Below are 15,635 nucleotides of genomic sequence, written 5' to 3' on the forward strand. Positions count from 1 at the left end.
TCACCCCGAATTATCCGGCGTTGGCCTGAATGATCTCGTCGATCAGTTTATTAACCGGCTCAAGCGCGATTTCGCGGGCATTGCTCTCGTAAACCGGGGAGCTTCGCACCTGGCTGGCCAGCATTTCGCCATCGCGATCGGTGGTGTTGACCTCCACCAGCGTGGAGAGGCCGATGCGCAGCGGGTGTTCCGCCAGCTGTTTTTCATCCAGCTCAATACGGACCGGCAGGCGCTGTACCACTTTGATCCAGTTACCGGTGGCGTTCTGCGCCGGCAGCAGGGAGAAGGCGCTGCCGGTGCCCATATCGAGGCCGACCACTTTGCCGGTGTATTTCACGTCATCGCCATAGATGTCGCTGATCACGGTGGCCGGCTGGCCGATGCGCATGTGCGCCAGCTGGGTCTCTTTAAAGTTGGCGTCGATCCACAGGTTGGTCGCCGGGACCACCGCCATCAGCGGCGTGGTGGTGCCGATCTGCGCCCCAGGCTGTACCGAGCGACGGGAAACGTAGCCGCTAATCGGGCTGACGATTTGCGTACGCTGCAGGGCCAGCCAGGCGTTACGCACTTCGGTGGCCGCCTGCAGCACCGCCGGCTGCTGTTCCAGTTTGGTGCCCAGCACGATCGCCTGGTTGGCGTTGTATTGCTGGATTGCCACGTCGAGTTCGGCCTGCGCGCTGGCGACGGTATCGCGGGCGTGCTGCAACTCTTCGCGGCCGATCAGGTTCGCGGCGCCCAGCGGGATGCGGCGATTCAGGTCAGCCTGCGCCTGGGCGAGGGCGGTCTTTTTGACGTCAATATTCGCCTGCAACTGCTTGCTGTTGATCATCTGCTGACGGGTTTGACGCACGCTGGCGGCCAGCTGCGTTTTGGCTTTCTCAAACGCCTGCTGGGCATCGGTCTGATCGAGCGTCACCAGCGGATCGCCTTTCTGCACGTAGTCCGTGTTGTCAGCCCAGACTTTGGTCACGCTGCCTGAGACCTGGGCCATAATTTGTACCTGGTTCCCTGCCACGTAGGCATCGTCGGTCTCTTCGTAATGACGCAGTACCAGAAACCAGTAAATCCCATATGCCACGGCAATAATAATAAAGAGCAATGTCAGCAACAGGAGTGCGCCTTTGCGCTTTCCTTTTTTGCTGCCTGGTTGCTGCGGGGTTTGGCTCTCCGCATTTGCGCTCATGTTATTCTCCACGATCTTATTATTTCACATCGGCTGAGCCGACCTGTTTATCAGAAAGGCCAGCAGAGATCTGCTGGCCTGGCTGTTTTCCTTGCAACGTAAAAATGGGCTGAGCGACGCCGCCCTTAGCGTAGAGAGTCCGCCAGCACGCCTTCTTCTTCCATCTGGTCAAGGCGGCTCAGGAGTTTGCGGGTGATATGTTCGAGCTGATCTTTTTCGCTGGTGCTGAGTGAAGACCACAGCTGATGCAGGCAGTTATGCTGCGGTGGCAGGACTTCACGCAAAAACTGATGACCCTTTTCGGTCAGTTGCAGATGCAGACAGCGGCGATCGTTATCGCTCTCGCGACGTTCAATCCAGCCGCGTTTTTCCAGTTCATCAGCGATACGGGTGGCGTTGGTACGCGACGAGCCCAGCGCGCAACTCAGCTCGGACGGCTGGATGCTGTGGTTTTCCTGTGACTCCAGCGTAATCAGCGCCATAAATAATGTCTCGTTAATTCCCTGCGCTTTGAGCATTTTATTGCGATTTTCCAGCAGCTTACCTTGCATATGCATGCAAAGACGAGTTAACAGGATCTCCTGGAACGGGAAATCTTCATGGCGGCTGGCGCGGAATTTGAGCATTTGCTCAATGGGAGTAAACGAACTATCCATTTGGGTATGACCTCATTAATTACAGCCGATATAATAACTATTGTGACAAATAAATCAAATGAATTATTGACTAAAATTGATACGTAAAGCTTAGAGTCCGCTGGTGATTTTCCATGCCAGACCGTAGGCCAACGCCGACAGCAGCGTCGGGACAATAATGCTGCGGGTTTTCCAGAAGGCGGCCCCCAGCACCAGGAAGCCGATCAGCGTCGGCGCCAGGCGATGGGCATCGGCGAGGATCTCCGGCACGCTGGAGACCACCAGCAGCGCGCAAATCGAGGCGATGCCGATGGTATCCAGCAGCACGCTGACCGGGCCACGGCGGGCAGGCCGGGCATGGCCGGCGCGCAGGCGCAGGGGAAGATAGCGAAACAGATAATTCACGCTGCCGACTATCACCCCGAGCAGAAGGACTTCACTGTTCATCCGGCATCCCCTTAAGCATGGCCTGGACCAGCGCCGTCAGACACCCGCAGACAATCCCGGCGAGGATGGCCGCCGGAATGGAAAATAACAAAATGCCACCCAGCGCGCCCGCCAGGGCTGCCGTGACGCAGAGTGACTGCTGGCGCTGGAATGAGGCCAGCAGGAAGCTCATAAACAGCGCCGGCAGCATAAAGCCGAGCGCGGCCTCCACCGCGGGATAATCCACCAGCAGGCCGTTACCGGACCAGGCGCCGGCCAGCGTGCCGCACACCCACGATGCCCAGGAAGTAAAAGCGAGACCGAGCATCCAGTTTTCGCTCCAGCGGCGGTTATCGCGAACCAGCCTGGCGGTGGCCGCGGCGAAAACCTCATCGGTCAGGCCGAAGGCCCAGAGGGCGGTTTTCTTTTTATCCAGCGCTGAGCGAATGCGGCTGCGCAATGAGGGACCATACAGCACGTGGCGGACATCCATCGCCATCACCGTCAGGGCGGCGACCCACAGCGAACTGCCGGCGGCCAGCATGGCGGTGATCACAAACTGGCTGGCGCCGGCGTAAATAATGCAGGAGAAAAACAGGCTTTCCAGCGGGGTGAATCCCAGCCGGGTGGCGTTCAGTCCGAAGGCGAAAGCCACCGGCAGGTAGCTGATAACGATGGGGAGACTGTCTTTGATGCCTTCGCCGACGGTGGCGACACGTTCAGGTAAGGCACAGGTTAAGGGCGCGGGGTTTTCCATATGAATAACTTATCGCTGGATCCATGTGAAGGTGACAAATTGACCGATGGGTCCACCTTAACAGAGCGCGACGCGCCTTAACACTATGGAAATTCCTGGAATCCGCTTTTCCATACTCTGTGCTGCGAGCAACGAGGGAAAGGGAGCCCGGATAAGACGGAGCGCCTTATCCGGGAGGCAGGGTTACTGCTGCGCGGCGAGCGCCGCTTTCACCCAGCTGTCGAACAGCGGCTGGTGGGCTTTGATCCAGCCATCGACATGACCGTTAATGTCGGCTTCGGAAGCATGGCCTTCGTGCATCATCGCATTCTCGGCGTTGATGTCGGCGATCGGCAGCTTCATGACGCTAAACAGGGTGGCGGCGGCCGGATTTTTCTCGGCCCAGGCTTTGTTGGCGACGATGTGCATTGTGTTCACCGGGAAGCCATAGTTGGCGCCGTTGGCCAGTTTGGTGTCGATGTTTTTCTGCTCGCCCGGCAGGGAGGAGAACGGCACTTGCAGCCAGACGACGTCTTTGCCAGGTTTCAGCACGTCGCTGACCCAGTACGGCGTCCAGGTGTAGTAGAGCACCGGTTTACCCTCTTTATAGCGGGCGATGGTGTCAGCCATCATCGCCGCGTAGTTGCCCTGGTTATGGGTGACGGTTTTGCTCAGGCCATAGGCGTCAATCTGGTGGTTAATCACCGCTTCGCAGCCCCAGCCTGGCGTACAGCCGGTGAGATCCGCTTTACCGTCGTTATTGGTATCAAACAGTTTGGCGATCTGCGGATCTTTAAGCTGATCGATGGAGGTGATGTGGTACTGCTCGGCGGTTTTTTTATCGATCAGATAGCCCTGGGCGGCACCTGAGACATACACCCCTTTACGATAGAATTTGTTATCACCGCCTGCCGCGGCGTACATGTCATCGTGCAGCGGCTGCCAGTTGGTGGCGATAAAGGTGGTATCCCCGGCGGCAATCGAGGTATAGGCAACGTTATAGTCCACTTCGCTCGGTTTCTCGACGGTGTAGCCTAGCTTCTCCAGCGCGCGACTGACCAGCAGGGTCTGGAAGGTCTCTTCCGAAATAGTGCTCTGGGCAGGCTTCACGGTAATCCCTTTGCCCGGCAGGTCGGCGGCGAAGGTGCTGGTGGCGATCAGGGTGGCAAAGGCGGCGGTGGCCATCATCGTACGATGTCGCATGGTGGTTCCTCTTATTGTTTAACGGGAAGAGCGACCCCCCGGCCTCGGCTGGTGCCGGGGAGCGGCGCTGTTATCGACTTATCGACAGAAAGGGCGAGTGATAAGCCCCAGTGGGCCGGTGGTGTACCAGCGGCGGTTGCCGCGACTGCGGGCGTCGCGACCGACGGCCTGGGTGAGGCGGTCAAGAATAATCGCGAGGATCACGATCCCCACTCCGCCGACGGTGGCGAGACCCATATCCAGGCGGCCGATGCCGCGCAGCACCATCTGGCCAAGACCGCCGACGGCGATCATCGAGGCGATCACCACCATCGACAGGGCCAGCATCAGCGTCTGGTTTACCCCGGCCATGATGGTGGGCATCGCCAGCGGCAGCTGAACCTTAAACAACAGCTGGCGCGGGCTGGCGCCAAACGAGCGCGACGCTTCGATCAGATCCGCGGGCACCTGGTTTATCCCGAGAATTGTCAGGCGGACGATCGGCGGCAAGGCGAAGATAATCGTCACTACCACGCCAGGCACGTTGCCGATGCCGAACAGCATCACGATCGGCACCAGGTAGACGAAGGCCGGCGTGGTCTGCATGGCATCGAGCAGCGGGCGGATAATTTTTGCCGCCCGCGGGCTGCGCGCCAGCCAAATACCCAGCGGCAGGCCGATAACCATGCAGAACAGCAGGGCGGTGAGGACCAGCGCCAGGGTGACCATCGCCTGCGACCAGGCGCCGATAGCGCCGATGGCAATCAGCGAAACCAGGGTGGCGACCCCCATGCCGAGGCTGGAGATCTGCCAGGCGATCAGCGCGAAGACGATAATCGCCACCGGCGCTGGCATCCCCAACAACAGCTGCTGGAAGGCGCTGAGGATGTAGTCGATCGGCACGCGGATCCCCTGGAATAGCGGACGGAAGTGCAGCACGATCCAGTCGATAGCGTGGGTGACCCAGCTGTCGAGCGGGATCAGCGTTTTATGGAACGGGTCCATGATGTTGAACGATTCCGGCTGCGGCGCGGGCGCGCTGTGCAGCCAGTCGGCGCCGCCGCCGTTGGCCGGCGCGGCAGTAGAGGCGCCACCCCAGGCGTCGGCGGCCTGCGCAGCGCTGTCGGTTGCCGGGGCGCTGTCCCACGGATTAGTTTGATCAGCCATGATTCACCCCCTCGCGATCTAAAGCCTGGAGCAGCATTCGTTTGGAAATGATGCCAATGTATTGTTGTTCTTCATCCACCACCGGGACGGCGCACGGGGCGTGGCCGACGTGGGAGAGCAGATCGCTGAGCGGCGTTTGCGCCTCCACCGCCAGCGGGGCGTCAATCAGCGCCGCCTCGATCCCCTGGCCGACGCTGAGCGCGGTTTTCAGAGAATCGATCGAGACAATCCCGACAAAGCGATTTCCGCGTTCGATGACATAGCCATATTCCCGGTCTTCATCCTGTAATAATTTCAGCGCGGAGCGGGGGCCAAAACCTGGGGTTTTACGAATCAATCCAACCGGGCTGCGGCGGGCAATATCTTTGGCGCTGAAGACCTGGCTAATATCCACGCCGCGGAAGAAGGTGCGCACATAATCATTGGCCGGATTATTCAGTATTTCATCCGGCGTACCGACCTGGACCACTTCGCCATTTTGCATAATGGCAATGCGATCGCCAATTCGCATGGCTTCATCAAGGTCATGAGAAATAAAGACGATAGTGCGTTGATGCTTCGCCTGTAATTTGATGAGCTCATCCTGCATTTCGGTGCGAATGAGCGGGTCGAGCGCGGAGAAGGCTTCATCCATTAACAGAATATCGGGATTAATCGCCAGCGCGCGAGCTAAACCGACGCGCTGACGCATCCCGCCGGAGAGTTCATCCGGCCAGGCATGGGCATAATTCTCCAGCCCCACCTGACGCAGCGCCTCCCGCGCTTTTTGCTCTCGTTCGGCGGTCGGGACGCCGGCAAGCGCCATACCAAACGCCGTGTTGTCGAGCACGCTCATGTGTGGCATCAGCGCAAAGGACTGAAATACCATCGCAATTTTCTTGCGACGCACCTCGCGCAGCTCGGCATCCGACATTTTGGCGATGTCGACCCCGTCAATCAGCACCTGGCCGCGGGTGGGTTCAATCAGGCGATTGAGAAGGCGAACCATGGTGGATTTCCCCGAGCCGGAGAGCCCCATGATGACGAATATCTCGCCTTCTTCAATGGCCAGACTGGCGTCTTTGACGCCAAGCGACAGCCCCGTTTTTTCCAGTATTTGCGCTTTGTTGAGTCCTTTCTCAATATATTTGAAAGCCCGGTTTGGGTGCTCGCCAAATATCTTATAAAGATTTTTGATTTCTAATTTAATTGCCATGCAATAGAGAAGTTCCTGTTATTTGTTTATTGCGATACGATACCCGATGGTGATTATGATCTTTTTACACCCTAACATACTCAGATTCTGTGACAACCCTCAATGGCAAACTCTCGGCAAAATGGCGTGAGGGATAGGGTGGCGCAGCCCCCGTGATATAAGGGCTGAGCGTCAATTTGTTGTGGGTAATATTTTTTGATTATCTCTGGATAATTCGACTGAAATGGACCAGTTTTCTGTTAAATATGACGGAGTGATGACGGTTATGCGATGGAGAGAATATTTGGCAGATGAACCCACTTTTCTGCGAAATAGATCACCAGGAACCAGCCCGCCATATTCCTGGTGAAAGTACGGTTAAAAGTCCCAATCGTCGTCGGCGGTTTCTTCCGTTTTGCCTATCACGTACGAGGAGCCGGAGCCGGAGAAAAAGTCGTGGTTTTCATCGGCGTTAGGCGACAGCGCGGCGAGGATCGCCGGGTTAACCGCTGCCATCTCCGCCGGAAACAGCGCTTCATAACCGAGGTTCATCAGCGCTTTGTTGGCGTTGTAGCACAGGAAAGCGCTGACGTCGTCAAACCAGCCGCTCTCGCCGTACAGTTCCCGACTGTAGGCCAGCTCGTTGTCGTAAAGATCCATCAGCAGATCGAGGGCGAAATTTTTCAGTTCTTCGCGCTTTCCGGGGCTGACGATCTCCAGTCCTTTCTGATACTTGTAGCCAATGTAATAGCCATGTACCGCTTCATCGCGAATGATCAGACGGATCAGATCCGCGGTATTGGTCAGTTTTCCCCGGCTGGAGAAGTGCATTGGCAGCCAGAAGCCGGAGTAGAAGAGAAAGGATTCGAGGAACACGCTGGCGATTTTTTTCTTCAGCGGCTCGTCGGCCTGATAGTAGCCCAGCATCAGTTGCGCCTTGCGCTGCAGGGGTTCGCAGCTTTCACTCCAGGCGAAGGCGGCATCCACCTCTTTGCTGTGGCACAGCGTGGAAAAAATGGAGCTGTAAGAGCGGGCATGAACCGCTTCCATAAAGCTGATGTTCGACAGCACCGCCTCCTCATGCGGGGTCAGCGCGTCCGCCATCAGCGCCGGCGCGCCGACCGTGTTCTGAATGGTGTCGAGCAGCGTCAGCCCGGTGAAGACGCGAATGGTCAACTGCTGCTCCGCCGCGCTGAGGGTTTGCCAGGCGGGAATGTCGTTTGACAGCGGCACTTTCTCCGGTAGCCAGAAGTTGCTGGTGAGACGATTCCAGACCTCAAGATCTTTGTCGTCATCAATGCGGTTCCAGTTGATAGCGCTGATGCGCGTTAAATGGGTCATCCTGTTCTCCTTACAGTGCGCAGGACACGCAGCCTTCAATTTCAGTGCCTTCCAGCGCCAGCTGGCGCAGACGGATGTAGTAGAGGGTCTTAATGCCTTTCTTCCAGGCGTAGATTTGCGCCTTGTTGATATCGCGGGTGGTGGCGGTATCCGGGAAGAACAGCGTCAACGACAGCCCCTGATCGACGTGGCGCGTCGCCTCGGCGTAGGTGTCAATGATCTTCTGGGGCCCTATCTCGTACGCATCCTGATAAAGGGCCAGATTGTCGTTATTCATAAACGGCGCGGGGTAGTACACCCGCCCGGTCTTCCCCTCTTTGCGGATCTCAATCTTCGAGACGATCGGATGAATGCTGGAGGTGGCATGGTTGATGTACGAGATCGACCCGGTGGGCGGCACCGCCTGCAGATAACGGTTATAGATGCCATAGCGCATGACATCGTCGCGCAGCTGGCGCCAGCTTTCCCGGTCGGGCAGGGGGATACCGGCGCGGGCGAACAGTGCGCGCACCCGTTCGGTTTTCGGCTGCCACTCCTCCTGCAGATATTTGTCGAAGTACGCCCCGCTGGCGTAGCGTGACTGTTCGAAGCCAGCGAAGCGCTGGCCGCGCTCGCGGGCCAGCAGCATCGAGGTGTGCAGGGCATGCCAGGTCACGGTGTAAAAATAGATATTGGTGAAGTCCAGCCCCTCCGGACTGCCGTAGGCAATCCCTTCTCGCGCCAGGTAGCCGTGCAGATTCATCTGCCCCAGGCCGATGGCGTGGGAGGCCGCATTGCCGGCCGCCACCGAGGGAACCGACTGTATGTCGCTCATATCGGATACCGCGGTCAGGGCGCGCACCGCGGTGGCGATAGTGCGGGCAAAATCCGGCGAGTCCATGGTATGGGCGATGTTCAGCGAGCCGAGGTTGCAGGAGATATCCTCGCCGATATGGGCGTAACTGAGGTTCTCATCATAGGTGGATGGCGTACTGACCTGCAGAATTTCCGAACACAGATTGCTCATGGTGATCCGTCCGGCCACCGGATTGGCGCGATTGACGGTATCTTCAAACATGATGTACGGATAGCCGGACTCAAACTGGATCTCCGCCAGGCGCTGGAAAAGGTCGCGGGCGCGGATCCAGCGCTTGCGGACCCGTTCGTCGGCCACCAGCTGCGGATAGAGATCGCCGATGGCGCAGTCGGCGAAGGGTTTACCGTACAGCCGCTCGACGTCATACGGCGAGAACAGGGCCATCTGCGCGTCTTCTTTTGCCAGCTGGAAGGTGATATCGGGGATCACCACTCCCAGCGACAAGGTTTTGATGCGGATTTTCTCATCGGCATTCTCACGCCGGGTATCGAGGAAGCGCAAAATATCGGGATGGTGCGCATGCAGCCAGACCGCTCCCGCCCCCTGGCGGGCGCCAAGCTGGTTGGCATAGGAGAAGGCGTCCTCCAGCATCTTCATCACCGGCACCACCCCGGAGGACTGATTTTCGATGCGCTTGATCGGCGCCCCGGCCTCGCGCAGGTTGGAGAGTAAAAAGGCCACGCCGCCGCCGCGCTTCGACAGCTGCAGCGCCGAGTTAACCGCCCGGCCGATGGATTCCATATTATCTTCAATGCGCAGCAGGAAGCAGGAGATCAGCTCCCCGCGCTGCTGCTTGCCGGCGTTGAGGAAGGTGGGGGTCGCGGGCTGGAAGCGGCCGCTGAGCATCTCTTCCATTAGCTGCCGCGCCTGCTGGTCATCCCCCTGGGCCAGCGTCAGCGCCACCATTACGCAGCGATCGGCAAAATCCTCGAGGTAGTGCTTGCCGTCAAAGGTCTTCAGCGCGTAGCTGGTATAGAACTTCCAGGCGCCGAGGAAGGTCTGAAAGCGAAACGCGGCGCGCCGGGCATGGGCGAACAATGCCAGCACAAACGCGCGGTCATAGCCGGCCAGCACCTGCGGATCGTAATAGCCCTCACGAACGAGCCAGGTGAGTTTATCCTCCTGGCTGACAAAACTGAGGGTGTTGGGCTGTATCTGGGCGGTCATAAAGACCTCCACCGCCTGGCGATCTTTCTCAAACGGTATGCGACCCTCGCTGTCGTACAAATTCAGCATCGCGTTGAGGGCGTGAAAATCCGCCGCGGCGGTTATACGTTCTGCGGTTGTCGTTGCCAAAATTCGCTGACTCCTTTACGCACGTTGTCGATATCGTCGGGGGTTCCCATCAGCTCGAAGCGGTAGAGATAGGGCACGGCGCATTTTTGCGCGATGACCTCCCCGGCACGCCCCCAGGCGTCGCCAAAGTTGCGATTGCCAGCGGCAATCACCCCGCGGATCAGCTGGCGGTTATGCACGTCGTTTAAAAAGCGGATCGCCTGACGCGGTACCGCGCCGGCCGTACCGCCGCCGCCATAGCTGGGAACGATGAGAATATAGGGTTCGTCTACCTGGAGATGTTCGCGCTCGTTCAGCGGAATGCGCACCGCCGGCAGCCCCAGGCGCTGCACAAAGCGATGGGTATTCTCCGAACGGCTGGAGAAGTAGACGATGAGGCTCATGCGCTGGCCGCCGTGACGGAGGGGCGCAGGCGATTGATCATATCCGGGCGGAAGCCGCTCCAGCGTAGCTCACCGGCGATCACCACCGGCAGCTGGCGAAATCCCTGCTCGCGCAGGGTGTCAGCTGCATCCGGCTGCTGGTCGACGTTCACCATTTCAAAGGCCAGTCCTCGGCTCTCCATGGCTCGCCGTGTGGCATGGCACTGCACGCAGTCATTTCGAGTGTAAATAATAATGCGCATGATTCGTATTTCCATTTAAGATAACAGCACGGCGCTAAACGCAGCGTCGAACGTTGTGGGTCATTCGATAAGGAAATACTAGATGTAGTTGTTTGAAAGTTCAACCACTCAATATATAGCGTTTTTAGCAAGGAAATCCCCCGCCGGGACAATTCGGCGGAGGAGGGGGAAGGCTGTGCGGAACTACAGACGCATGGCGACGGCGAGTCGGTTGAAAGCGTTCATCAGGCTGATGGCTAAGGTCAGATCGCTTATCTGACGCGGGGTAAAATGTTCGCGCAGCGGCAGGTAAACGTCATCTTCCGCATGGCTGGCGGCAATGTCGGTGACCGACTCGGCCCACGCCAGCGCTGCGCGTTCGCCAGGTGTGAAGTGGGCGCTTACCCGCCAGCCCGCCAGGGCATCCAGTTTGCTTTGCGCCATACCGCCCTTGCGCAGCGCCTGGCTGTGCTTCTCAAGGCAGAAGGCGCAGCCGTTGATCTGCGAGACGCGTAAATAAACCAGCTCTACCAGGGCGCTGCCCAGCTCGCTTTTCTCCAGCGCGATGCTGGCCTGTACCAGCCCTTTATAGACTTCCGGGCTCAGTTCACTGAATGGCTGACGTAATTGGCTCATGGTGTTCTCCTCTCTAAGACGGCAGCCAAAATAGCACTATAATGGACTGCAAAAGATAGCCATATTGTGATGAAAAAAGCAGACCATAATGGAAGCGATCCACCTCCCTCTTTATCAGCGTATTGCCCGCCAGCTGAAATCGGCAATTGAACGGGGCGAACTGACCCCGGGCAGCCGTCTGCCCGCCAGCCGGGTGTTTGCCCAGGAGCAGGGTGTCTCCCGGGCGACTATCGAAAACGCCTGGGGTGAACTGGTCGCCCAGGGGTGGCTTGAGCGGCGTGGGCAGGCGGGGACCTTTGTCAGCGAGCGGCTCAGTCCGCGCCAGCTGGCGCCGGTAACGCCAGCGCAATCAGCCGCCTCGACGGACCCGTTGCCCTTTCAGATGGGGCTGCCGGCGCTGGATCTCTTTCCGCGCGGGCTGTGGGCGCGAGTGATGGGTCGTCGGCTGCGGACGCAGTCGCGGTTCGACCTTGCCCCCGGCGATCCCGGCGGCGACCCGCTTCTGCGCCAGGCGATCGTGGAGTATCTGCGCCTGTCGCGCAGTATTGACTGCCAGCCGGAGCAGGTGCTGATTACCGGCAACTATGCTACCTCCATGGATCTTATCCTGCGTACGCTGGCGCAGCCGGGGCAGCATATGTGGATGGAGGATCCGGGGTATCCCTTTATCCGCCCGGTCGTTGAGGCCAGGCAGCTGGTGGTGGATGCGATCCCGGTGGACGACGAAGGAATGGATGTTGGCTGGGGCTTGCGGCATCACCCTCAAGCGCGGTTTGCCCTGCTCACCCCGGCACACCAGAGCCCGCTGGGGGTCGCGCTGTCGCTGCCCCGGCGTCGCCAGCTGCTGGCGTGGGCGACAGCGCGCGACGCGTGGATTATTGAGGACGATTACGATAGTGAGTTTCGCTATCACGGCAAACCGCTGCCGCCAGTGAAAAGCCTCGATGCGCCGCAGCGGGTTATCTACGCCGGCACTTTCAGTAAGTCGATGTTTCCGGCGCTGCGCACCGCCTGGCTTGTGGTGCCGACCCCGCTGGCGGCGCGTTTTCATCAGACGGCGGAGCGCCAGCCCTGCACCGTTCCTACTCTGTGGCAGCAGACGCTGGCGGATTTTATCCAGCAGGGACATTTCTGGCGTCATCTGAAAAAAATGCGCGCCAGCTATAGCCAGCGCCGACAGTGGCTGGAGTCGGCCCTGCAGGCGCAGGGCTTTCAGGTCACGCCGCAGCAGGGGGGCATTCAGCTGGTCATGCCGGTCAGCGGCAACGATCGCCTGCTGGCCCGGCAGGCGGTTGAGGCCGGGCTGGCGGTGCAGGCGCTGAGCGACTGGCGTCTTCGCCATGCAGGCGAGGGGGGATTACTGATGAGTTTTACCAATATTCGCTCAGCGGCGATGGCCGATGCGCTGGCCCGGCGGCTCAGAGAGGCGATCGCGAACGATGGCGCATAAAAAACCCCTGCGGCCAGAGGCGCGCAGGGGCTGACGCGTATTTGTTATCTTCATTAGATTCCGTGAAGCTCGCGGGCTTCCGCTCGCCAGGCGCGCGCGGAAGCTGACGCTGTCTCTATTATCGACGTAAATTGAGCAATACGCCAATAAATACCCCGACGGCGGCTGCGGCGCCGACGCTGTGCCAGGGTTTATTGCGCACGTAGGTATCGGCGCAGCCCAGCGCATCACAGGCTGCCTGACGGGCATCCAGCGCCGCCTGCTGCACCCGGTTGTGACCATTGAGGCGGGCACGGGTCTCTTTCAGCAGCGACTGAGCTTTAACGCGCGCCGCTTCGGCTTCCTCTTTCGCGTCACTGCCCCACGATTTCAGCACCTCTTCCAGCGTATCCGCTAATTGACTGACATCGTTATGGATATCCTCAGCATTCTCGTCAAAATTGTTGCGGTTCACATGGTTAGCCATCGTTATCTCCCTTAATTCCATCGAGTGAGTAAGTGTAGGACAAGATTTTGAATTATGCTTACTGCTGTGGTTTCTGGAATATTCCGAAAGCACTGCGCTTAACGAATAAGGTAAGGTCAATGTGCGGTAAAAGATAACGAGGAATCAGTATGTATTTAAGACCCGATGAGGTGGCGCGTGTTCTTGAAAAAGCCGGCTTCACCATGGATGTTGTGACGCAAAAAGCGTACGGCTATCGCCGAGGCGATAATTATGTTTATGTGAACCGCGAAGCGCGCATGGGGCGGACAGCGTTAATTATTCATCCAGCGCTCAAAGAGCGTAGCAATATGTTGGCCGAACCGGCCTCAGATATCAAAACCTGCGACCATTATGAACAATTTCCGCTGTATTTAGCCGGAGATGCGCAGCAGCATTATGGTATTCCGCACGGATTTAGCTCACGGATGGCGCTTGAGCGTTTTCTGAATGGACTATTTGGCGAAGCCCAGCCGGCGATGTCGACAAATTAATACGGTGGTTGAGGAACCGGGGCGGAGCAGGCTGATGAGAGCGCGACTGGCAGGGCCAGTCGCTGGAATAGCGTCGGTCAGGCTTTCGCCTGCTGGTAGGGGGCCACGCGGAACAGGCGGCGGCAATAGTCGAGGAAGTAGCCGTAAGCAGCGCCCATCATCATCGATACCGCCAGGTTTGAGCTCACTGCAGCGACAATCTGGTGCCAGTCTGCACCTACGCTCCACAATATCGCGACATACACTGGCGACTGGAAAGTGACGTAGGCCAGCACGTCGGCCATATTTTTCATCCAGCCTGCCGGGCTAATGCGCCGGGCCTGACGCATCGCAAAGTCGCGATAAAAACCATAGGGCACGGCAATAATAATGTTGACCGGGATCGCCACCAGGCGCGACGATAACGACTGCTCAAACGTCATACCAGAGAGAAAAATTTCGATCATCATGTTGACGACGGTGCAGTAAACCACCATCGCAAAGGTGTCTGCAACCGCATGCCGCAAGCGGGAGTGCGCAGAGAACATCGGAGTGCTCCTCGAAAATGAAGTCAATAACGCCGAAAAATGCGCGTTGGTATAGCGTTTTTGGGCTGCCTGTTTTGATGTGCGTAGAGTATATCTCTGCATTAAAAGTGGCAACTAGCTATAAATTTTTATTTATTGTCTTTTTGTCGATAAAATACTCTGCGACAGTTGGTTTTCTGCCCGTTACGCTACTTTTATTGCTGGTTTTGTTAAATGTCTTTAATTTCAGTTGGTTACTTGACGTTTTTGCATGATATCTGACCAGGGAGGCGGCGTCTGACCGCCCGCTGTGGCGCAAAATCGCGTGAGCCTGTGATGAAGGTCTCGTTAAGATGTTTTTATGCCATTATGCCGGTTTTTGTGGTGAAAAATTCTAAAATGACGTGTGGCGTTTTATTCTGATTGGCTGGGTAACTATTCATTAGGCCGTGTGGAGAGGGCCTGCGCATCCGCCGACGATAAGAGGATAAACCGCTGACCATAAAGGTAATATCGCCTGCTGAATATATTTTCATATCTTACCATCCGCCGCTTTTATTTATTCATGGTCTTGTTGGCCTGCGCTGGCGAAAAAGAACCGGGGATTTGCCGATATAGGGCAGGCGGAAAAGGTTTACTCTTTGCATAATATATTTATCTGGACAACCGAAGGCTGGAAATAAATAAGTGTTTCCATTACACTTGCCGCGTTGTATCTTTTAATTGGTTATCTGGGATTTCTTAATTTTATGTCTTTAATGTTACACAAACTGAATAATATCCGTTCACTGCGTACCCTGTCCCGTGAATTCTCCATTGACGTGCTTGAAGAGATGCTGGAAAAGCTCAGGATCGTCACTGAAGAAAAACGTACGCAACAGCAGCTGGCGGCGCAGCAGCAGGCGGAATATCAGGAAAAAGTGAATACCTGGCTTGAGCTGATGCGCGCCGACGGTATTTCTCCTGACGACCTCGTGGCCGATATTCAGCCGTCGATGGCGGTAGGGAAAAAGCGGCAACCGCGCCCGGCGAAATATCGTTATACCGATCATACTGGCGCAGAAAAAACCTGGACCGGTCAGGGAAGAATGCCGAAGCCGATTGCTCAGGCGGTTGCTCAGGGCAAATCGCTGGACAGTTTCCTCATTTAAAGCCGATCCGGCCGGTATCAGGACAGTGGGGGAGACCCGCCGTTCCGTCCGGCCTTATCACTCTCCGGGAGAGGGGCTTTAGCAGACGCCAAAGTCGCCCTCTTCCTGGTATGGCGTCACCTCTTCTGAGTTCAGCGTATAGCGCTCGCCCTGCTCTTGCGCGGCCTGAACCACCACCAGCTGTTCTCCCTGTACTTCAACCACTTTCAGTTTTGGTCCACCCGCACGCGGTTGTACCAGATCGCCGACAGAAAACATCATTCACTCCTCACGGTTAACATCCTGGATGAACCTCAACCATAGCTCAACGACTG

At 57.6% G+C, this 15,635-nt stretch carries 18 protein-coding genes; 3 read left to right on the forward strand and 15 right to left on the reverse strand.

Annotation, left to right across the window (positions count from 1 at the left end):
- Window positions 1-10: 10 nt before the first annotated feature.
- The 12 genes from emrA to DTA24_RS06130 form a co-directional block, all read right to left on the reverse strand.
- Window positions 11-1,183 (reverse strand): multidrug efflux MFS transporter periplasmic adaptor subunit EmrA, encoded by a 1,173-nt coding sequence (emrA, locus tag DTA24_RS06075; protein ID WP_008806144.1) that lies wholly within the window; start codon window positions 1,181-1,183, stop codon window positions 11-13.
- Between the two features lie 125 nt (window positions 1,184-1,308).
- Window positions 1,309-1,839: a transcriptional repressor MprA gene (gene mprA, locus DTA24_RS06080; RefSeq protein WP_002914337.1), complete on the reverse strand. Its 531-nt coding sequence runs from the start codon at window positions 1,837-1,839 to the stop codon at window positions 1,309-1,311.
- A gap of 90 nt (window positions 1,840-1,929) precedes the next feature.
- On the reverse strand, window positions 1,930-2,265 hold the full coding sequence (gene ygaH, locus DTA24_RS06085; RefSeq protein ID WP_008806143.1) for an L-valine transporter subunit YgaH: 336 nt from the start codon (window positions 2,263-2,265) through the stop codon (window positions 1,930-1,932).
- A complete protein-coding gene (locus tag DTA24_RS06090; RefSeq protein WP_008806142.1) occupies window positions 2,255-3,001 on the reverse strand; it encodes an AzlC family ABC transporter permease in 747 nt (248 codons plus the stop codon). Before DTA24_RS06090 ends, ygaH begins: the two co-directional genes overlap by 11 nt.
- Window positions 3,002-3,184: 183 nt before the next feature.
- On the reverse strand, window positions 3,185-4,183 hold the full coding sequence (gene proX / locus DTA24_RS06095) for a glycine betaine/L-proline ABC transporter substrate-binding protein ProX (protein WP_008806141.1): 999 nt from the start codon (window positions 4,181-4,183) through the stop codon (window positions 3,185-3,187).
- A gap of 78 nt (window positions 4,184-4,261) precedes the next feature.
- Window positions 4,262-5,329, reverse strand: a complete 1,068-nt coding sequence (proW, locus tag DTA24_RS06100) for a glycine betaine/L-proline ABC transporter permease ProW (RefSeq protein ID WP_008806140.1) — start codon at window positions 5,327-5,329, stop codon at window positions 4,262-4,264.
- Complete coding sequence (gene proV / locus DTA24_RS06105) at window positions 5,322-6,524, reverse strand: glycine betaine/L-proline ABC transporter ATP-binding protein ProV (protein ID WP_008806139.1); 1,203 nt, start codon at window positions 6,522-6,524, stop codon at window positions 5,322-5,324. Before proV ends, proW begins: the two co-directional genes overlap by 8 nt.
- A gap of 357 nt (window positions 6,525-6,881) precedes the next feature.
- The gene (gene nrdF, locus DTA24_RS06110; RefSeq protein WP_008806138.1) at window positions 6,882-7,844 is read right to left on the reverse strand and encodes a class 1b ribonucleoside-diphosphate reductase subunit beta; all 963 of its coding nucleotides are present in this window, start codon (window positions 7,842-7,844) and stop codon (window positions 6,882-6,884) included.
- Between the two features lie 10 nt (window positions 7,845-7,854).
- On the reverse strand, window positions 7,855-9,996 hold the full coding sequence (gene nrdE / locus DTA24_RS06115; RefSeq protein WP_008806137.1) for a class 1b ribonucleoside-diphosphate reductase subunit alpha: 2,142 nt from the start codon (window positions 9,994-9,996) through the stop codon (window positions 7,855-7,857).
- Entirely contained in the window at window positions 9,969-10,379 is a 411-nt protein-coding gene (gene nrdI / locus DTA24_RS06120) for a class Ib ribonucleoside-diphosphate reductase assembly flavoprotein NrdI (protein WP_008806136.1), read from the reverse strand. The genes nrdE and nrdI overlap by 28 nt, the downstream gene beginning before the upstream one ends.
- Window positions 10,376-10,621 (reverse strand): glutaredoxin-like protein NrdH, encoded by a 246-nt coding sequence (gene nrdH / locus DTA24_RS06125; protein ID WP_012540796.1) that lies wholly within the window; start codon window positions 10,619-10,621, stop codon window positions 10,376-10,378. The genes nrdI and nrdH overlap by 4 nt, the downstream gene beginning before the upstream one ends.
- Window positions 10,622-10,804: 183 nt before the next feature.
- Window positions 10,805-11,236, reverse strand: coding sequence for a carboxymuconolactone decarboxylase family protein (locus DTA24_RS06130; RefSeq protein WP_012540797.1), 432 nt, complete (start codon window positions 11,234-11,236; stop codon window positions 10,805-10,807).
- Between the two features lie 88 nt (window positions 11,237-11,324).
- Between DTA24_RS06130 and DTA24_RS06135 the strand changes: the two genes are divergently transcribed.
- Window positions 11,325-12,686, forward strand: a complete 1,362-nt coding sequence (locus tag DTA24_RS06135; protein WP_022065773.1) for a PLP-dependent aminotransferase family protein — start codon at window positions 11,325-11,327, stop codon at window positions 12,684-12,686.
- Window positions 12,687-12,804: 118 nt separating this feature from the next.
- Here the strand turns inward: DTA24_RS06135 and DTA24_RS06140 are convergent, their stop codons facing one another.
- Entirely contained in the window at window positions 12,805-13,152 is a 348-nt protein-coding gene (locus DTA24_RS06140) for a DUF883 domain-containing protein (protein ID WP_002914293.1), read from the reverse strand.
- Window positions 13,153-13,301: 149 nt separating this feature from the next.
- Between DTA24_RS06140 and DTA24_RS06145 the strand changes: the two genes are divergently transcribed.
- Window positions 13,302-13,664 (forward strand): DUF2002 family protein, encoded by a 363-nt coding sequence (locus DTA24_RS06145; protein WP_008806132.1) that lies wholly within the window; start codon window positions 13,302-13,304, stop codon window positions 13,662-13,664.
- A gap of 77 nt (window positions 13,665-13,741) precedes the next feature.
- On the opposite strand, the gene alaE is transcribed toward DTA24_RS06145, so the two are convergent.
- Entirely contained in the window at window positions 13,742-14,191 is a 450-nt protein-coding gene (gene alaE / locus DTA24_RS06150; RefSeq protein WP_008806131.1) for an L-alanine exporter AlaE, read from the reverse strand.
- Between the two features lie 728 nt (window positions 14,192-14,919).
- On the opposite strand from alaE, the gene stpA reads away from it, so the two are divergent.
- Window positions 14,920-15,321 (forward strand): DNA-binding protein StpA, encoded by a 402-nt coding sequence (gene stpA, locus DTA24_RS06160; protein WP_008806130.1) that lies wholly within the window; start codon window positions 14,920-14,922, stop codon window positions 15,319-15,321.
- Between the two features lie 78 nt (window positions 15,322-15,399).
- Here the strand turns inward: stpA and DTA24_RS06165 are convergent, their stop codons facing one another.
- Entirely contained in the window at window positions 15,400-15,579 is a 180-nt protein-coding gene (locus DTA24_RS06165) for a hypothetical protein (RefSeq protein WP_012540801.1), read from the reverse strand.
- Window positions 15,580-15,635: the final 56 nt, after the last annotated feature.

The sequence above is a fragment of the Klebsiella sp. P1CD1 genome (genome assembly GCF_003790505.1).
Lineage (GTDB): Bacteria > Pseudomonadota > Gammaproteobacteria > Enterobacterales > Enterobacteriaceae > Klebsiella > Klebsiella variicola.